17 protein-coding genes, 1 tRNA gene and 1 pseudogene are annotated in these 15,916 nt (G+C 67.3%); 8 read left to right on the forward strand and 11 right to left on the reverse strand.

The window, feature by feature from the left end; translation table 11 throughout:
• Positions 1-7 precede the first annotated feature (7 nt).
• The 6 genes from ACJ4V0_RS01835 to ACJ4V0_RS01860 all read left to right on the forward strand — a co-directional run bounded on the left by ACJ4V0_RS01835 (position 8) and on the right by ACJ4V0_RS01860 (position 6,119).
• The gene (locus tag ACJ4V0_RS01835) at positions 8-2,038 is read left to right on the forward strand and encodes a sensor histidine kinase (RefSeq protein WP_448297839.1); all 2,031 of its coding nucleotides are present in this window, start codon (positions 8-10) and stop codon (positions 2,036-2,038) included.
• Positions 2,038-3,810: an ATP-binding response regulator gene (locus ACJ4V0_RS01840; protein WP_448297840.1), complete on the forward strand. Its 1,773-nt coding sequence runs from the start codon at positions 2,038-2,040 to the stop codon at positions 3,808-3,810. The genes ACJ4V0_RS01835 and ACJ4V0_RS01840 overlap by 1 nt, the downstream gene beginning before the upstream one ends.
• Positions 3,807-4,529, forward strand: coding sequence for a response regulator (locus ACJ4V0_RS01845; RefSeq protein ID WP_448297841.1), 723 nt, complete (start codon positions 3,807-3,809; stop codon positions 4,527-4,529). Before ACJ4V0_RS01840 ends, ACJ4V0_RS01845 begins: the two co-directional genes overlap by 4 nt.
• A 272-nt stretch (positions 4,530-4,801) precedes the next feature.
• Positions 4,802-5,125 carry a hypothetical protein gene (locus ACJ4V0_RS01850; RefSeq protein ID WP_448297842.1) on the forward strand — a complete coding sequence of 108 codons (324 nt, stop codon included), beginning with the start codon at positions 4,802-4,804 and terminating at the stop codon, positions 5,123-5,125.
• Between the two features lie 41 nt (positions 5,126-5,166).
• On the forward strand, positions 5,167-5,760 hold the full coding sequence (locus tag ACJ4V0_RS01855; protein WP_448297843.1) for a L,D-transpeptidase: 594 nt from the start codon (positions 5,167-5,169) through the stop codon (positions 5,758-5,760).
• Between the two features lie 283 nt (positions 5,761-6,043).
• Positions 6,044-6,119, forward strand: a tRNA-Phe gene (locus tag ACJ4V0_RS01860).
• Between the two features lie 181 nt (positions 6,120-6,300).
• On the opposite strand, the pseudogene ACJ4V0_RS01865 reads toward ACJ4V0_RS01860, so the two are convergent.
• A pseudogene (locus ACJ4V0_RS01865) lies at positions 6,301-6,948 on the reverse strand (site-specific integrase); the annotation flags it as partial.
• Between ACJ4V0_RS01865 and ACJ4V0_RS01870 the strand changes: the two are divergent.
• Positions 6,886-7,101 carry a hypothetical protein gene (locus ACJ4V0_RS01870; RefSeq protein WP_448297844.1) on the forward strand — a complete coding sequence of 72 codons (216 nt, stop codon included), beginning with the start codon at positions 6,886-6,888 and terminating at the stop codon, positions 7,099-7,101. The pseudogene ACJ4V0_RS01865 and the gene ACJ4V0_RS01870 overlap by 63 nt on opposite strands.
• 165 nt (positions 7,102-7,266) lie before the next feature.
• Here the strand turns inward: ACJ4V0_RS01870 and ACJ4V0_RS01875 are convergent, their stop codons facing one another.
• The 8 genes from ACJ4V0_RS01875 to ACJ4V0_RS01910 form a co-directional block, all read right to left on the reverse strand.
• Complete coding sequence (locus ACJ4V0_RS01875) at positions 7,267-7,518, reverse strand: helix-turn-helix transcriptional regulator (RefSeq protein WP_448297845.1); 252 nt, start codon at positions 7,516-7,518, stop codon at positions 7,267-7,269.
• A 137-nt stretch (positions 7,519-7,655) separates the two neighbouring features.
• Positions 7,656-7,991 (reverse strand): DUF2190 family protein, encoded by a 336-nt coding sequence (locus ACJ4V0_RS01880; RefSeq protein ID WP_448297846.1) that lies wholly within the window; start codon positions 7,989-7,991, stop codon positions 7,656-7,658.
• A 2-nt stretch (positions 7,992-7,993) separates the two neighbouring features.
• Positions 7,994-8,206 carry a phage head-tail joining protein gene (locus tag ACJ4V0_RS01885; protein WP_448297847.1) on the reverse strand — a complete coding sequence of 71 codons (213 nt, stop codon included), beginning with the start codon at positions 8,204-8,206 and terminating at the stop codon, positions 7,994-7,996.
• Between the two features lie 2 nt (positions 8,207-8,208).
• A complete protein-coding gene (locus ACJ4V0_RS01890; protein ID WP_448297848.1) occupies positions 8,209-10,008 on the reverse strand; it encodes a prohead protease/major capsid protein fusion protein in 1,800 nt (599 codons plus the stop codon).
• Positions 10,005-11,285 (reverse strand): phage portal protein, encoded by a 1,281-nt coding sequence (locus tag ACJ4V0_RS01895; RefSeq protein WP_448297849.1) that lies wholly within the window; start codon positions 11,283-11,285, stop codon positions 10,005-10,007. The genes ACJ4V0_RS01890 and ACJ4V0_RS01895 overlap by 4 nt, the downstream gene beginning before the upstream one ends.
• A gap of 113 nt (positions 11,286-11,398) precedes the next feature.
• Positions 11,399-11,935, reverse strand: coding sequence for a hypothetical protein (locus tag ACJ4V0_RS01900; RefSeq protein WP_448297850.1), 537 nt, complete (start codon positions 11,933-11,935; stop codon positions 11,399-11,401).
• Positions 11,936-12,020: 85 nt separating this feature from the next.
• Positions 12,021-12,314 carry a hypothetical protein gene (locus tag ACJ4V0_RS01905; RefSeq protein WP_448297851.1) on the reverse strand — a complete coding sequence of 98 codons (294 nt, stop codon included), beginning with the start codon at positions 12,312-12,314 and terminating at the stop codon, positions 12,021-12,023.
• Positions 12,311-12,703 carry a hypothetical protein gene (locus ACJ4V0_RS01910; protein ID WP_448297852.1) on the reverse strand — a complete coding sequence of 131 codons (393 nt, stop codon included), beginning with the start codon at positions 12,701-12,703 and terminating at the stop codon, positions 12,311-12,313. The genes ACJ4V0_RS01905 and ACJ4V0_RS01910 overlap by 4 nt, the downstream gene beginning before the upstream one ends.
• A 391-nt stretch (positions 12,704-13,094) precedes the next feature.
• Here ACJ4V0_RS01910 and ACJ4V0_RS01915 point away from each other — a divergent pair, with 391 nt between their 5' ends.
• Positions 13,095-13,481: a hypothetical protein gene (locus ACJ4V0_RS01915; protein WP_448297853.1), complete on the forward strand. Its 387-nt coding sequence runs from the start codon at positions 13,095-13,097 to the stop codon at positions 13,479-13,481.
• On the opposite strand, the gene ACJ4V0_RS01920 is transcribed toward ACJ4V0_RS01915, so the two are convergent.
• Together ACJ4V0_RS01920 and ACJ4V0_RS01925 are read right to left on the reverse strand one after the other, a co-directional pair.
• Complete coding sequence (locus ACJ4V0_RS01920) at positions 13,482-15,320, reverse strand: phage terminase large subunit family protein (RefSeq protein ID WP_448297854.1); 1,839 nt, start codon at positions 15,318-15,320, stop codon at positions 13,482-13,484.
• Complete coding sequence (locus ACJ4V0_RS01925; RefSeq protein WP_448297855.1) at positions 15,313-15,840, reverse strand: hypothetical protein; 528 nt, start codon at positions 15,838-15,840, stop codon at positions 15,313-15,315. The genes ACJ4V0_RS01920 and ACJ4V0_RS01925 overlap by 8 nt, the downstream gene beginning before the upstream one ends.
• Positions 15,841-15,916 lie beyond the last annotated feature (76 nt).

The raw sequence follows: 15,916 nt of genomic DNA on the forward strand, positions 1-15,916 counted from the left end.
GGATGTGGTGACCGCACGCAGGGTCGTGGTGCGTCCGGCCATCCGGACCATCCGGGGCCGGCTCGACTGGGCGTCCGAGCAGTTCCGCCGCATCCCGGTGCGCTGGCGTATCGCCACCGTCGTCATCCTCAACCTCGCCTTCATCACCCTCCTGATGCTGCTCATCGGCTCGGGGGCGCGCGCCATCCGCTCCGCCTGGGGCGACCTGCAGGAAGCCCGCCGCATCGACCGCCTGCTCGCTTCAATCGAGAACGATGCCGGACGGCTCCAGACGCTGATTCATCGCTATTTCGCCCTCCCCAACGAGGCCGTGCTGAGCGAGATCGAGCAGCGCCGCAAGGCGCTCCTCGCCAAGCTCGCCATCGAGCAGGAGATCGACCTGGCGCTGCAGAACCCGGCCCGCTCGGTCACCAGCGTCACCGAGCGCTTCATGCTCGGCTTCGACGAGTTGCGCAGCGTGCGCGAGACCATCTCCTCCATCTACGAGAACGAGATCCGCAAGCCGGCGAGCGAACTGTCCCAACTTTATGCCGTGGTCGAGACGTCCATGGCCGACCGCTCCGCGCTGGTGGCGCCCTCGCTCGGCAAGTCGCGCGAGGCCTTCTCCATCTTTCTCGTCGCGATCAACGACTATTACCTGACCCAGTCGGTGCAGGCGCAGCGCGAGGCCTCGCGCTCCATCGAGGTCATCCAGGCGACGGCGCCCGTCATGGTCGATCTCGCGCAGACCGAGTTTCAGCGCGCCGCCCTCCAGGCCCTCTCCGACCGCACGACGGCGCTCAGGGCAGGCTTCGGCCGCATGATCCAGGTTCTCGGCATGCAGAACCGTCTGCTGCAGGTGGAGATCGACGGCAACCAGGCCGTCATGGCGACCGTCATCCAGGAGGTGGCCGAGCGGGTCCGCGCCAAGGAGGACGCGGCCCAGCAGCGGCTCGACCAGACGCTCAGGATCGTCTTCGTCCAGGCGGTCGGCATCGCCGGCATCTTCCTCGCCATCGTCGCCGTTATCTGGACGCTGATCGCCCGCTCCATCCGCGTGCCGCTGGACGACCTCGCCGGCAGCATGAACGCCATCGTCGCAGGCGATCTCGAACGTCCGCCCTCAGGCCTGACGGCGACCGACGACATCGGCCGCATGGCACGGGCGGTCGAGGTGTTCCGCCAGAACGCCATCGAGAAACAGCGGGCCGAGCATGATCTGGTGGCGGCGAAGGACAGGGCCGAGACGGCGCTCGACCACCTGCGCGAGACACAGCAGAGCCTGGTGGAGGCCGAGAAGCTCGCGGCCCTCGGCGGCCTCGTTGCCGGCGTCGCCCACGAGGTCAACAACCCCATCGGCATCTCGCTGACGGTCGCCTCGACGCTGTCGCGCCGCATCGACGAGTTCGCCGGCGATGTCGAAAGGGGCGAGCTCAGGCGTTCCCGTCTTGCCGAATTCGTCCAGGGCAGCCGCGAGGCGGCGAGCCAGCTCTCGCTCAACCTGCAGCGTGCCGGCGAGATGATCCAGGCCTTCAAACAGGTCGCCGTCGACCGCAGCCATGCCGACCGGCGCAGCTTCGACCTCGCCGAGGCGACCGACCAGATCGTCGCCAGCCTCCGGCCGACGCTGCGCCGCGCGCCCGTCAAGCTGGAGGTCACGGTTCCGCCCGGCATCGTGCTCGACAGCTATCCCGGCCCCTACGGCCAGGTGGTGACCAACCTCTTCATCAACGCCCTGACCCATGCCTTCCCCGACGGCCGCAGCGGCACCTTCGGCATCGAGGCGGTGCAGGAGGGCGACCAGGTGCTGATGACCTTCCGCGACGACGGCATCGGCATGAGTTCCGACGTGCAGCGCCAGGCCTATGATCCCTTCTTCACGACGAAGCGCGGGGAGGGTGGAACGGGGCTCGGGCTGAACATCGTCTTCAACATCGTGACACGCCGGCTCGGCGGGCGTATCTGGCTGTCGTCGACGCCCGGCGTCGGCACCACCTTTCGCATCGTCCTGCCGCTGACCGCCCCGCGGGATCCCGGCGAGCGGCAGGAAGCAGCGTGATGGCCGAACCGATGAACGAGATGCAGGGGGAGAGGGTCGACGACGACCTGGTCCCGATTCTCGACGACGAACCGGTCGCCGCCCGGATCGACGGCGCGCGATGGAAGGTGGCCATCATCGACGATGACGCGGCCGTCCACTCGGGCACGAAATACGCCCTGTCGGACTATGAGCTCGCCGGCCAGCGCCTCGACCTCTATTCGGCCTTCTCGGCCGCCGAGGGGCGCACGCTGCTCGCAGCCCACCCCGACATGGCCGTGGTGCTGCTCGACGTGGTGATGGAGAGCGACGACGCCGGCCTCGATCTCGTCGAGTACATCCGCAAGGAGCTGAAGAACGACACCGTCCGCATCATCCTGCGCACCGGCCAGCCCGGCCAGGCGCCGGAGCGGCAGGTGATCGTCGACTACGACATCAATGACTACAAGGCGAAGACCGAGCTGACCGGCGACAAGCTGTTCACCTCGCTCACCGCCGCCATCCGCAGCCACCAGCAGCTCATGCGCCTCGTCGAGACGCGCCGCGGCCTCGAGCTGATCGTCGAGGCCGCCTCCGAACTGTTCGACCTGAAATCGATGCGGAAGCTGGCGGCCGGCGTGCTGACGCAGATCGCTGGCCTGGTCCAGCCGGCCTGCGAGGGCATCCTCGTGCTGCGCGACAACCGCGGCGACGGCTTCTCCGTCCTCGCCGGATCGGGTGTCCATGCCTCTGTGGCGGCGGAGGGCGGCGCCATCGACCCGGCCATGGACCGCCTGGTGCGCCGCGCCTTCGAGCGGCGGCGCCACGCCTTCGACGGCCATGAGACGGCGCTCTACCTGAAGACCTCGAGCGGCCGCGAGATCGTCGTGGCCCTGACCGCCGACCGTCCGCTGTCGGAGACCGACCAGACCCTTGTCGCGGTCTTCAGCGGCCGCCTGTCCACCGCTTTCGACAATGTCTTCCTCTACGAGCAGTTGCAGGCCGCCAACGAGACGCTGGAGCAGCGCGTCGCCGAACGCACCCGCCAGCTGACCGTGGCCAACGACCGCCTCACGGCGCAATGGCAGCGCCTGAAGCGCACCAACGATCACAAGGCCGAGGTGCTCGGCACGGTCGCCCACGACCTCAAGAACCCGCTCGGCGTCATCCTCGGCCGTTCCGAGATGATGAACGAGCTTCTCAATCTCCAGCCGCCCAACATCGAGCGCGCCCGCGGCCAGATCGAGCAGATCCGCTCGTCCGTCGCGCGGATGACGTCGATGGTGGACGAACTGATCAACGACGCCATGCTGGACGCCGAGGACATCGTGCTGCGCCCGGCCGACATCGACACCGCCGCCATCGTCGGCGTCGTCATTGACGCCAACGCCCCGATGGCCGAGCGCAAGGGGCAGATGCTGGTCTATAGCGGCCCCGACACGCTGCCTGGCCGCGCCGACCCGGACAGGCTGCGCGAGGCGATCGACAACCTCGTCTCCAACGCGATCAAATATTCGCCGCCCGGCGGTCGGATCATCGTCTCGCTGACATCGAGCGAGGCCGGTCACCGCATCACCGTCAGCGATACCGGCCCCGGGCTGACGCCGGAGGACGAACAGCGCCTGTTCGGGCGCTTCCAGCGGCTGTCGGCCAAGCCCACGGGCGGCGAGAGCTCGACCGGGCTCGGCCTCTTCATCTGCCGGCGCATCGTCGAGCTCCACGGCGGCCGCATCACCGCGAGCGGCAACGGAGCGGGCAAGGGCACCACCTTCGCCATCACCCTGCCGCCGACCCTGCAGCGCGGCGCGTCATGAGCACCGGCCAGCTCATCATGGTGGTCGACGACGAGGCTGCCGCACGCGAGATGGTCGGCGACTACCTGACCATGCACGGCTTCCGCGTCACCCTCTGCGACGGGGCGGCGGCTCTGCGCCGCGCGCTCGAGGTCGAGCGGCCGGCCCTCGTCGTGCTCGATCTCAACATGCCGGAGGAGGACGGGCTCTCCGTCGTCCGCGACCTGAAGCAGCGCCTGCCGCTTCCCGTCATCATGCTGACGGCGACGGCCAGCCCCGACGACCGCATCACCGGCCTCGATCTCGGCGCCGACGACTATCTCGCCAAGCCCTGCGAATTGCGCGAGCTGCTGGCCCGCATCCGGTCGGTCCTGCGCCGCAGCGTGCCGGCCGGCCGACCCGCCGGCCCTGGCGGCCAGCGCGAGACCATCCGCTTCGGCACCAAGACGCTCGACCTCGGCGCCCATCTCCTGCGTGACGAGAGCGGGGCTGAACATGCGCTGACGGCTTCCGAGTTCAGCCTGCTCAAGGCCTTCGCGGAGAACCCGCGCCGCGTGCTGTCGCGCGACCGGCTGCTCGATCTCGCCGGCGCTCGCGATCCGGACGCCTTCGACCGGGCCATCGACGTCAGGATCACCCGCATCCGCCGCAAGATCGAGCCCGATCCAGATGCCCCGACCTTCATCAAGACCGTGCGCGGGGCCGGCTACATGTTCATGCCGGACGGCGACGGCCGCTGACGCCGTAAACCGCTGCGTGGAAACAAACCGTGCTGCGGTGAAATGATTCAAGGGCACCGCCGACACGGCCGGGCAAGGCTTGAAACAGTCCGGGCGCGATTGAAACGAGGCACCCCCTCCCGAGACACTGCCAGGAAAATCCCTCCCCCTACTGTGCCTTCAACCCGATGAGACGAGGGAACCAACGACTGAACCTTTTCGTTGGACACCGCGACACAGAGGGGAGACCGGCCCGCGACGGGCCTGAAACGGGGGATGCAGCGATGAACCGGATGTCGAAGTTTCTGGCTCTTGGCACGGTGGCGGGCTTCGGTCTCGCCCTGGCTCTGGTCATGGCACCCGATGGCCGCGCTGCCGTCTCCACGCCGTCGCTCTCGGTCAGCTATTCGAGCGCCGACATCGATCACGCCCACCGGGCCTTCGATGCCTTCCGCAACCGCCTCGACGGCGCCCCGCGCCAGGCTGCCGCCGTCCCGAGTGATCGTGCCGACTGCGCCCGTCATGCCTGGCCGCACATTCCGCGCGACTGCCAGAGCTCGGCTTCCGGCCAGCACCTGCGCCAGATCCGCACCGTCGCCCTCGACCAGACCCGCTGAACGTCCGTCCCGACCAGTCAGCCGCCCCCGGAGATCCCGCCATGAACCGCCGCTTCGTCCTCGCCGCCGCCCTGTCCATGGCGGCCCTCGTCCCGGCCTCCGCCAATCCGTTCTTCCAGACTGTGATGCTGGACCCTGACACCCGCCAGCCGCTGATCTCGCGGCCGCATTCCACCCCGTCTGCGCAGGCGCCTGCCATCCCGCGCGAGATCGTCGCCTATAGCGGCGCCCATGCGCCCGGCACCGTGGTGGTGAACACAGTGGAGCGGCGTCTCTACTACGTGCTCGGCGGCGGCCAGGCGGTGCGCTACGGCATCGGCGTCGGCCGCCCCGGCTTCGAGTGGGGCGGCGCGCAGACGATCACCCGCAAGCAGGAATGGCCGGACTGGCGTCCCCCGGTGCAGATGCTCCAGCGCCGTCCCGATCTGCCGCGCTACATGGCCGGCGGCCCGGACAATCCCCTCGGCGCCCGGGCCCTCTATCTCGGCTCCTCGCTCTACCGCATCCACGGCTCCAATGAGCCGCACACGATCGGCCAGGCCGTGTCCTCCGGCTGCATCCGCATGCTGAACGACGATGTCATCGACCTCTACAACCGCGTCCGCGTCGGCACCCGCGTCGTCGTCCTGCGCTGATCATCTTGTCCGCCGTGCATCCCGCATGACCTCCACCTGCCCCGATGGCCCCGCCATCGGGGCTTTTTCTTGGGGGTGAGAACACGCTGTTGCGGGGCTCGTCCGCGACCACGCTGCCGTGGGTGGGCGAGGCGCCGGCGCGGGCGCCCCGCCGCCGTGCCGCGTCGCGCTGCCGCGCCTGTGGATCATTCGGCAGCTTGAGGGTGGACAGTGCCGGAGCGAGCATCTATAAGCCGCCGCGCACTGCAGCGTGATCGTCATCGGATGGTCATGCCTAGCGGTCGCCCGGGTAGCTCAGCTGGTAGAGCATGCGACTGAAAATCGCAGTGTCGGCGGTTCGACTCCGTCCCCGGGCACCAAGCACCCTGCATCTTTGAGATATTTCAAGGGTTTAGACCCCTGTTTTGTCTCACCTTGAACAGCATCGCTCGGCAGTGGGACAATCTGCTTGCTGATCGCGCTCGCCGCGAGCACTCGTTTCCGCGCGCTCTTGGTGTAGCGATCGACCTCCTTTGAGGTCTCGTGACCTGTGATCGCCATGATCTCGCGATTGCTCGCGCCGCTCTCCGCCAGAACAGCCGCGCCGAGCTTGCGGAGGCCATGAGACGAGCACTGGGGCAGGCCGGCGGCATCGCACCAATCGCGCATCTTGTTGCCGAAGGCCGCCGCGCTGGCGAAAGGCTTACCGAAGTCGGTCGTCAAGAATGCCGCGTCGTCGTGGGGTGTCGCGGCGATCGTCTCGACCAGGTGAGGCGGGACGGGAATCACGTGATGCTTCGGCTTGCGGCCAGCGTTCTTCGCTTCGGTGAAATGGATTGCGCCGTCCCTGACGTGCTTCGGCCCGAGACGCATTACGTCCGAGCGACGGACCGTCAGGGTGAGCATCAGTTCAAGCGCGAGATAGGCCTTACTGCCGCGCGGATGGGTCTCGACGAACTTGGCGACATCCTCTGGCGTCCAGGGCCGGATGCCCTCGGGTGAGCCGGCGAGATACTTCACGTCGCGGCCCGGATTGGCCTGCGAGAGGTCGGCGTCGATAGCCCATGCATAGAGCTGGCGGACGGCCTTGACGAAGCCGTTCGCGGCCTCGGGGCGGTCGGCGTTCCGGTCGCGGATTTTCCGCACATGGCGGGTTTCGAGCTTGGTGTAGGGGTGGCCGCCAATCTCGCGGCCGGCGCCATCCTTCATCTGCGCCAGGCGTTCCAGAATGCGGCGTCGGACGCGGCGCGTGCTCGGGTTCAGCGTCTTGAACTCGCCGCTCTCCAGATAGCTCGCAATCAGCCAGCGAAGCGATCCGCGCTGGGGCTTCGGAAGGCGTTGGGGCTCTTCGGGGCGTGGTGATAGCTTGCCGGCCAGCGCGTCGCGATAGGCCTGCCAGAACGCATCGGTCCCGTACTCATGGCGAAGCCGGACCTTGCGGCGGCCGGGACGGCGGACGTACCAGCGGCGGTTGCCGTGGCGGTCCATGTCGCTGCTGAGGTGTGGGGGATTGCGCTTCGCCATGGCTCAGAGATCGTCGAAGGGGTTCGCGTCGGCGGGATCGTCTGCGGTGGGAAGGTCGAGCGCGCGGGCGCGAATCTCGTCGATGATCCACACCCGGCGGCCGTCGATCTTGCGGGCGGGCGGCATCCGGCCGTCCTTGACCAGTTCGTCGAACTTTTTGGGCGAGACATCGATCACGGCCGCCGCGTGTTCGCGCCGCACGGCGATGGGCGGGAGCGAAGCGGGGAGAAGATCGATGCGGCGTGTCTTCTGCATCCTGTCACCAGCGAAAAAGTTGCGGCCTTGCTCTCCTTGACCCCCTGGGTCCATGCCATGGGGCGGCGGGGAGGAGTGCTTTCCGTTGTTGGACGGGCCGCGGCGCCCTCGCGGAGGCTGCCGCCCCACTGGCATGCCTAGATCGCGGCGCCGTTCAGGCGAACACGGAGCGTTGTGGCACCGTTGCCGGCGGCCTCGACCGCGACGCCGATGAGGGAATTGCCTTCGTCGGCGGAGGTGCAGTTCTTGGCCGTCGCGTCCCAATAGGCCTTGGCCCCGAACGCGAAAGTATCGGCTGATGCCTTCGGCAGGTCGAAGACGCCATTCGTGGCGATCTCGACCGCGCCGCCTTCGGCTTGGGAGGTGGCGGCGACGCCGAACAGGGAGCCGGCGAGGAGGCCAGCGCCGGAGAGGATGCCGCCGGCAGGGGCGGTGGCGGTGATCATGTCACCGGCCTGAACGAAGTTCTTCATGATCAGTATCCCTTGGAGGTCGTGAAGCGGAGGGTGGTGACGCGGCCACTCCCGGCGACCGCGATCTGCCGCTCGACATCGGCGATAGCCGCTGCCAGCTCGGCGTCCGACCGGAAGACGGTCTTCTGACCGTCGACCTCGGCCGAGAGGACGCCGGATGCCCGGATGTCCCGGAGCTTCGTGAGGCGGGTTTCGAGAGTGGCCAGCGTCGTCATGATCAGGCGCCCGGGTTGCGGTACCAGCCGCGGTGCTCGACGAAGCCGGCGCCGAAGTCGAGTCGGACGCGGATGCGGACCCCATCGACATCGAAGCCGGCCTGGGTGGTGATCTGGGGGCCGGGCTCGCCTTCGAGATAGGCGTATTCCAGGCCGTCGATCTCCGAAGGGTCGGCGACCAGGTACCAGGCGTTGCCGGTGAAGCGCGGCTCGACGACGACGACCAGCTTGGTGAAGACGTTCACGTCGTCCACCGTCGCTGCCTGGATCGTCGAGACGATCTTCTCGGCGGTGGTCTCGTTCTCCGGGCTGACGACCAGATAGCGGGGCGTGACCGAGATCAGCTCCCCCTTCAGGCCAGTCTGGCGACGCATGGCGAGGCGGGCCGCCGAGAGTGTCGTCTCGCCGATCGCACCGCCGCTGGCGGCCAGGTTCCCGTGGTCGGTGTGGAACAGCCGCTTGGCGTCCGCCATCAGGGGACCGGCTCCGCTGCCCTCGCGAATGAGGTTGACCAGGAAGTCAGCCTCGAAGGCGGCGGCGGCCTGGCCCATGCGGCGAGACAGGTCGGTGAAGGCGCCGAGATCGTCGTTCACCAGGGCCTGTCGGGTGATCCCAATGATCCGGCCGAAGGTGTCGATCTTGTAGCTCTCCTTGCTCTCGCCCATCGAGCCGGACTTGAACTCGCCGGCCTCGTTGACCTTCTCGAGGGTCGGCGCGGCCGAGAGCATGATCCGGTGCTTGGCCCGGAAGTCCCGCGCGGTCGTCGCCCGGCCGAGCTGGCGGACGCCGGAGGGCGCGGCGCCATAGGCCTCGCGAAGCGTGCGGCCGACCGTGTCCCCGAGAATGATCGGGAAATCGGAGGTCGAGTGCAGCGCGCGTTCGATGACGCCGGCCGTCGAAAGGCCGGTCGTGGAGATCGACCGGGTCCGCAGGAGGTCCCGGGCGATCTCGGGGATCGTCAGTCCGATGAAACCCCTGGCGTGCTCGGAAGGCTGATGCCGGGGGTTGACGCGGGTGTAGAGGGCTTCGCCCATCGCCCGGACCCGAACCTCGGGATCGTTGTGATCAGTCACCACAGAGGTGGTGGATCGCACGGTGCGCAGCGGCGCCGAGCGCGTCCGCAACGCGGCAAGGCGGGCGGCGCGCTGGTCGCCTTCGGTGGCCGGCGGAGCTTCATCCGCCGGGGGATCATTCGCTTCTTCGGCGGGTGCCATACGGCCCTCGAAGGTGCCCGACACGGTCATGGTGGCCGCGCGGGTCTGGTCGGCGGCAGGGGTGTCCTGCGCGGCGGCCGGGTCGGTCGTGGTGGGCATCGTGCTTCCTCTGATTGAGGCAGAGCGGTCGGCGGGAATGGGGACGATGGAGACCTCAACGGGGGTCCATCGGGTTGCCGTCTTCATGCGGCGGCCGGTGTCGGGATCGTTGCCCTCGGTCCAGGCCTCAACCGTGTATCCGACGCTCACGCCGAAGTTGGCGCCGTCTGACAGTTCGGCCGCGAGGCGGTCAGCAAGGGGAGAGTGGCGAGAGAGCCGGACGGTCGCGCGGGCTTCCACACCAACCGTTCTAAGTTGAACAACTGACCCGAGGACATTGTCCAGGCTCTCTCGCCTATGGCCGTCGAGCAGGGGGACCTGCTCAGGCCAATCCTGATTGATATCGAGGCGCTCGACATAAGCGCCGCGGGCGTCCCGCCGCTCGACGCCCGAGCCGGTCGAGAACACGACCTCGAAGGTGCGGGTTTCCGGGTTCCAGGTCGTCGGCGAAGTCGGGGCGCGGCGGGTAATGACGCTGAGGATGGTCAAGGCGTGGTCCTCGCGGTTTCGGTGGTGAAGGTGAGGCCGTAGCGGGCGGCGAGGGCACGGTCCTCGGATATCTCGCGGTAGAGCGTTTCGAGGTCGTAGCCGCGGGAAGCGGCGGCCTCGCGGGGGCTCATCAGTCCGGTGCCGATGGCGGCGGTCTCCGCCTTGATGTCCTTTTCGGGGTCCACCCAATCGAATCGGGGGGTGATCCACTTCACGGCCGCGAAGGCCTCAGGATCGTCGTCATAGCCGGTTGCCGGGACATGCCCGGCGAGCACCGCAGTCTCGACGAAGCGTTCCCAGATCGGCTGGCAAAACTGCTGGACGATGACGGTGTGTTGCAGGAACTCGACCCGGCGGCGGAACTCGACCAGGCCGGCCCGGAGGCTTGAATAGTTGGCGCCCGAGAGGTCTCCCGTCAGGACATATTCCGGCAATTCGAGGCCTGCGGCGATCTCGCGGGCGGTGAGTTTCAGGAAGTCGATCCCATCGGCGCCGACCGTTGCCGGCTCGCTGAATCGAACATCCTGGCCGGGGTCGAGGAACTTCATGGTTCCCGGCTCAAGGCCACCTTCGAGGACGCCGGCGCCCTTGCGATCGCCCTCGAAACCGCTGGCATCGCCGTTGGGGTCGACGACGAAGCCGGCGAGCATCGCGGCGATCTTCTGCTTCATGAGCTGGGCATCATGCGCCTGATCGAGGTCCGCGAGGCGCATCAGAACAGGGGTGAACCACGAAATGCCGCGGGGCTGGCCGGGGATCAGCGGCCGGAACATGTGAACCATGTCCTCGGCGGGAATTCGGATCATGTCGAAGGCTGTGACCAGCGGGGCGCCTGGCCGGTCGCGGAACGTGTGATAGGCCACCCTGCGGCCTTCGGCGTCGAACTCGACACCAGAGACGATGCGGGCGCCGCCACCAAGCTCGCGATGCAGGGCCGGGTCGACCTGCTCGGCTTCCATGAGCCTGATGCGGAGTGGGTGGCGGTCATCCGTGATGATCTTCACGGCGAAGACGTCGCCGCTCATGACGACCTGGCGGATGGCGAGGTGCTGAAGGCCGTAGATGTCGAGGTGGCCGTCCGCGTCCGCTTTGCTGCCCCACACCTCCCAGAGAAGGTTCAGGGCCTCGCGGACCTTCTCGTCCGGATGCGCGCTCTGCGGCTTGATGCCGGTCCCGACCAGGGCGGATGCCCATGCCGCGACGGCGGAGGCCGCAAGGGCATTGTTGCCGGCGAGGTAGCGGGCGCGGGAGGCGAGGCGGTCGCGTCCGGCGGTCATGCTGCTCCGCGGCACCGGCATTTCGCCGACACCACGACCGCGGCGACCGCCGGCGGCACCGTCGTAGGAGCGGCCGCGGGGCATCAGGTTGCGAAGGAACCGAGGGATGCTGATCACCGACCGCCTCCATTGATGAAATCGGTCAGACGCTTATCGACCTGCCCCAAGGTAATCGTCAGGTTGAGATACGATCCGAAGGACGCCTGAACGAGTGCGGCGGCCTTCTCGGCGGTGATGATCCGAAGCGGCCCGTTCATTTCGATGTCGAGCTGGTCAGCCAGCGCGATGTAGGTTCCCGCGCTCTCAGGAAAGGCCCTCGTCCAGAACAGCGGCTCGGCGGCCTGAATGTCGGTTGCAAGGAGGGACCGGCAGGGCGACGTAAGCCAGTTCAGGGCTTGGGCCGTCCACTTGACGTTCCGCGTGATCGCACCGAGCCGCGACAGGAGCGCGATCAGATACACGTCGATCAAGCAGAACTGGCGGCTGCGGCCACGGCCAGGCGCGGGAGAGCACAGCTCGATCCCAGACTTCGAAATGTAGTTCGTCAGCATGTCCCCGGTGATGTCACAGGCGTGAATGACCTCGCCTGCCGAGTATGTTCGGGTGGCAAGGTGTTCGACCGTGCTGTCGAGTTTCAGGTGCCGCAGCATATCAGTTCCGTTTGTTAAACAGAATAATGCCAAGGCCTGTTATGTTTGTCAAACATAACTTTGCGCGGCGCTTTTGCACGCCCAATCAGAGGCTTGCGGCCAAATTCGTCGGATGCCTTACGCTGTCCGACCATGATTCCTGATTGTCGCGGCCTTCGAAGGCCCCGAAGTCCGGCTCGCGGTCGGGATCGTCGTCGCAGGGGCTGTCGTCGACCGCGCTATCCGGGTCGTCATCCTCGACAAAATCGTCTGGTTCCATGTCCGGATCGCCGTCGAGGGCGTCGAGCTGGGCGATCAACGCTTCGATGGCGTCTTCGATCTGGGCGCGAAGGGTCTGTGCCTGAAACGGGACGGCGGCAGTGGCGAGAGCGTGGCTCATGCGGCGCCTCCCTCGATCCAGCGCAGGACCGCGGATGCGATCTGGATTTCCAGAGCTTCAAGTCCGAAATCTTGTGCCTCGTCCACGAGAAGCCGAAGCGCGGCGGCAGCGCCTTCCGCTGTCGTCGGGGTCGGAAAGTCCTCGTTCATCTGCCGCCAGGCCGGGCCGAATGTCTCCTCGATCAGGGCGACGCACGCTTCTCCGGTTGCAGGTTCAGGGGCGCGATTGTAGGCCGCCGTCCCTTGGCGGTAGGCCGCCAGGAGAGAGAGGGCCGGATCGAATCGGAAGGAACAGGCGACTGCGACCTGGGGAGGCGCGGCGATAGCGAGCGCGGCAGCGGTCGCCAGCACGCGACGACGCGTGCTATGGGCTGAAACAGCCTTGGGCATGGGTAAGCTCCATGGTCGAGGTCAGGGCTGGTGAGGTGGTGCAAACACCTTGCCGGCCCGATGCAGTTATGACATTATTTGTAGTCACAACATTCGTCAACTACATTTAATGTGCAAAATGGGCCGGCCACCTTCCAGCAACCCGAAATCACTGCCTGTCTCTGTGCGCCTTCCTCCCGAGGTCAAGGCGGCAGCCGAAGCGGCGGCGAGGGCAGACATGCGCTCGGTGTCGTCCTTGGTTGAAAAGATTCTTACCGAATGGCTGCGAGAGCGGGGCCACCTGGGCGTTCCTGCCGTCCGGAGGTCTCAGGCCCCGCGGGCGTTGGGCGTCGTTGCTACGCGATCGACCGGGATCCGCAAACCCATAAAGCCCTGACCAGCGGGAGGCGAAATGAGCTGGGAGGTCAACGAGAGAGTTGCGAAGTACTTCGAGCGATCGTCAGGGCTCCTTTCAGGGGATCGTCTTGAGGTAATTTTCAAGATATTAGACCATATATTTAAGGTTGTTAGCTGGATTATTGCGGTCGCAGCCATTTATTATGTGTATTTGAAAACGGGGAATTACCTTGCGCTTGCGATAGGTGGGGTTCTGTACATTCTTCTACTTTGGTTCTTTTTCAATGCGGCTTTCTTCTTGCGGGTTTTAGTATTCTCCGAGACGGCGAAGTGGCGGCGTGTCGTCAATACGATCATCAGTCTATTGGTTTCGATGGGGCTGTTCTTATTCCTCACCACGACTTTCGAGACCATGGTTCAACAGCTCGCCAGCTTACGGTGATCACCCATCCATCCAGGCCGAGCGGATGACGCGCGGCTTGGCCGGCGCCGCCGGTTCTTCCGGTTCACGCGGCGGGATGGCGCGAATCTTCTCCGCCTCCACCTGCATCCGGAAGCCAACTGCCACCAGACCCTGCAGCGCGGCATAGGCGTAGACCCGGCAGTCGAGCGCTTCGTTCCGGACGCCCGGGTCCTTGCGCCACTCGCGGATGGCGACGCCGCGGCGCCAGGTGCGGACGATCCGCTCCGATGCAAGCTGGCGGAAATAGTCGAGGTCGCGGCCGACCGGGAAATGGCAGAAGCCGGGGCCGGGCTCGGCGAGCCGCAGGCGGGCGGTGACGATCTCCTTGGCCGCGTCCACCCCCACGACATAGGGCCGGCCGATCTTGCCGGCTGCGGCGCCCCGTGGCGGCCGTTTCGGCCAGACGGGGACACCCGCACCACCCATGCCCTTGATGGGCCACACACGGCGCCCCGCGCGGTCCCTGGCGTAGCGATAGACCGTCTGGGTGTGATGGCCGCCAGTGTCGATCGCGACCGCGCGGATCGGCATGCGGCCGACCTGGGGATGATCGAAGGTTCGGGTCAGCTCGGCGTCCAGGGCTTCCCAGACCTCGGGCTTCGCCGGGTCGCCGAACAGGACCGTGTATTCGATCGACCAGCTCTCCTCGCCGCCGCCCCATCCGGCGATCTCCAATTCGAGCCGGTCGCCCTGCACGTCGACGCCGGCCGTGACGACCGCGACGTCCGCCGGGAGCTGATCGCCCCACTCCTCGAGGCGGGCCATGATCCCGGTCGGGTCGACAGCCTCGCTGTCCCGGTCCTCGTAGGGGTCGCCGAGCTTTAGGTTCGTCCAGGCTTTCAACCGGACCGGGTCCCGGCGGGCGGCGAGGAAGTCCGTCGCGATCTCCGCCCACGTCTCGAAGGGCGAGTAGAGGGCCGAAAGGTGATAGCCGGCGGTGCGGCCGTCGCCCTCGGCCGATGCGCGCCACTCGCCGGCCGCGAGAAGGGCCGGCTTGTCCTGTTCCTCGACAATCCCGCCGCACTCGCAGCAGGCGTAATAGGCCGCGGCGGGCTCGCCCTCCGGCCATTTGACGCCGGACCAGGTGAGGGGCTGGAACGTCCCGCAATGGGGGCAGGGGACGTGGTAGCGGCGGCGGTCGCTCTCGGCATAGGCCTTCTCGATCCGGGAGATTCCGGCCTCGGTCGGGGTCGAGATCATGAAGATTTTCCGGCGGCCGCGGAACGTCACGGTGCGCTGCACAGCGAGGGCAACGGGGTCGCCTTCGCCGCCGGCATCGGCCGGGAAGGCGTCGACCTCGTCCAGCACCAGGTAACGGGCCGGGAGCGAGCGGAGGCCCGTGGCCGAATTGGCGCCGGTCATGACCAGGGCGCCGCCTGGGAACTCCTTCAGCGAGACGGTGTTGCCGGGGTCCTTCGCCCTGGCCGGGGCGATCTTTTCCCGGAGGATCGGCGTTCCGTCGATCAGCGGCTCGATTCGGGTGCGGCTGTTGCGGCGGACCATGTCGATTGACGGCCAGACGGCGAGGATCATGCCGGGCGCATGGGCGATCCAGTAGCCGATGGCGTTGAGGCCGGCTTCGGTGCCGCCCGTCTGGGCGCCCTTCATCAGGACCACCCGCTCGACGGGCGAGGCGGTCGAGAGGTCGTCCATGATCTGGCGGAGGTAGGGGACGCGGTCGGTTCGCCAGCGGCCGGGCTCGGCATTGGTCTGCGGCAGGAGGCGGTGACGGTCGGCCCATTCGGACACGGTGATCTGCGGCTCGGGGGCGAGGCCTCGGCGCCAGGCGGCGTCCAGGAGGTCGGTGGCGTCAGTCATGGGCGAGGTCTCCGATGCGGGTCTCGGCGAGGCTCGCCAGGTGCTCGCGGACGGCCTTGTCGAGGGCGGCGGTGACAGCCGCGAGGTCCTGGCCGGCGGCGGCGATCTCCGGCGCGGTGCGGTTGACCCAGCCGATCCACGCGTCCCGCTCGGCCCGGGCGCGGCCCTCGGCCCATCGGACGGTCGCCTCGCGGTCGATGAGCCGGCCGGCGAGACGGTCGGCCTTCAGGCGAGCGAGCTCGGCGTCCGCCACCTCGCGATCATGGCGGGCTGAGCGCGGCATGCCCGGATCTTCGTCGAGAAGCGAACGACGGCGGTTGCGGTCGATGTTCGCCCGGACCCAGTCCTTGCCGGCGCGGATGTTGATCCGGCCGTTCGGGAGCACCGGGAGGCCGGAAGCGATGAGCTGCGAGACCCGGCCGGGCGACACGCCGATCAACTCGGCGAAGCCCTTCTTCGAGGCGGTCTCGTCCGGCGGTCCCGGAGGCAGAAGGCCGAACAAGCTATGCGGTTGCCGCATATCGCTCGCTTCCTCAACTCCCGAATTTAGGTCCTTAAAGGGGGTCATCTAGTGAACTCCCGCGCCTTTGCCGCCC

Source organism: Phreatobacter aquiterrae (genome assembly GCF_053471285.1).

Coding starts and splice junctions, on each gene's coding strand:
- ACJ4V0_RS01925 (WP_448297855.1), bottom strand. CDS start 15,840: ATGCGGCAACCGCATAGCTTGTTCGGCCTTCTGCCTCCGGGACCGCCG.
- ACJ4V0_RS01900 (WP_448297850.1), bottom strand. CDS start 11,935: ATGCTGCGGCACCTGAAACTCGACAGCACGGTCGAACACCTTGCCACC.
- ACJ4V0_RS01850 (WP_448297842.1), top strand. CDS start 4,802: ATGTCGAAGTTTCTGGCTCTTGGCACGGTGGCGGGCTTCGGTCTCGCC.
- ACJ4V0_RS01905 (WP_448297851.1), bottom strand. CDS start 12,314: ATGAGCCACGCTCTCGCCACTGCCGCCGTCCCGTTTCAGGCACAGACC.
- ACJ4V0_RS01910 (WP_448297852.1), bottom strand. CDS start 12,703: ATGCCCAAGGCTGTTTCAGCCCATAGCACGCGTCGTCGCGTGCTGGCG.
- ACJ4V0_RS01875 (WP_448297845.1), bottom strand. CDS start 7,518: ATGCAGAAGACACGCCGCATCGATCTTCTCCCCGCTTCGCTCCCGCCC.
- ACJ4V0_RS01915 (WP_448297853.1), top strand. CDS start 13,095: ATGAGCTGGGAGGTCAACGAGAGAGTTGCGAAGTACTTCGAGCGATCG.
- ACJ4V0_RS01840 (WP_448297840.1), top strand. CDS start 2,038: ATGGCCGAACCGATGAACGAGATGCAGGGGGAGAGGGTCGACGACGAC.
- ACJ4V0_RS01895 (WP_448297849.1), bottom strand. CDS start 11,285: ATGACCGCCGGACGCGACCGCCTCGCCTCCCGCGCCCGCTACCTCGCC.
- ACJ4V0_RS01855 (WP_448297843.1), top strand. CDS start 5,167: ATGAACCGCCGCTTCGTCCTCGCCGCCGCCCTGTCCATGGCGGCCCTC.
- ACJ4V0_RS01885 (WP_448297847.1), bottom strand. CDS start 8,206: ATGACGACGCTGGCCACTCTCGAAACCCGCCTCACGAAGCTCCGGGAC.
- ACJ4V0_RS01880 (WP_448297846.1), bottom strand. CDS start 7,991: ATGAAGAACTTCGTTCAGGCCGGTGACATGATCACCGCCACCGCCCCT.
- ACJ4V0_RS01920 (WP_448297854.1), bottom strand. CDS start 15,320: ATGACTGACGCCACCGACCTCCTGGACGCCGCCTGGCGCCGAGGCCTC.
- ACJ4V0_RS01845 (WP_448297841.1), top strand. CDS start 3,807: ATGAGCACCGGCCAGCTCATCATGGTGGTCGACGACGAGGCTGCCGCA.
- ACJ4V0_RS01870 (WP_448297844.1), top strand. CDS start 6,886: ATGGCGGGTTTCGAGCTTGGTGTAGGGGTGGCCGCCAATCTCGCGGCC.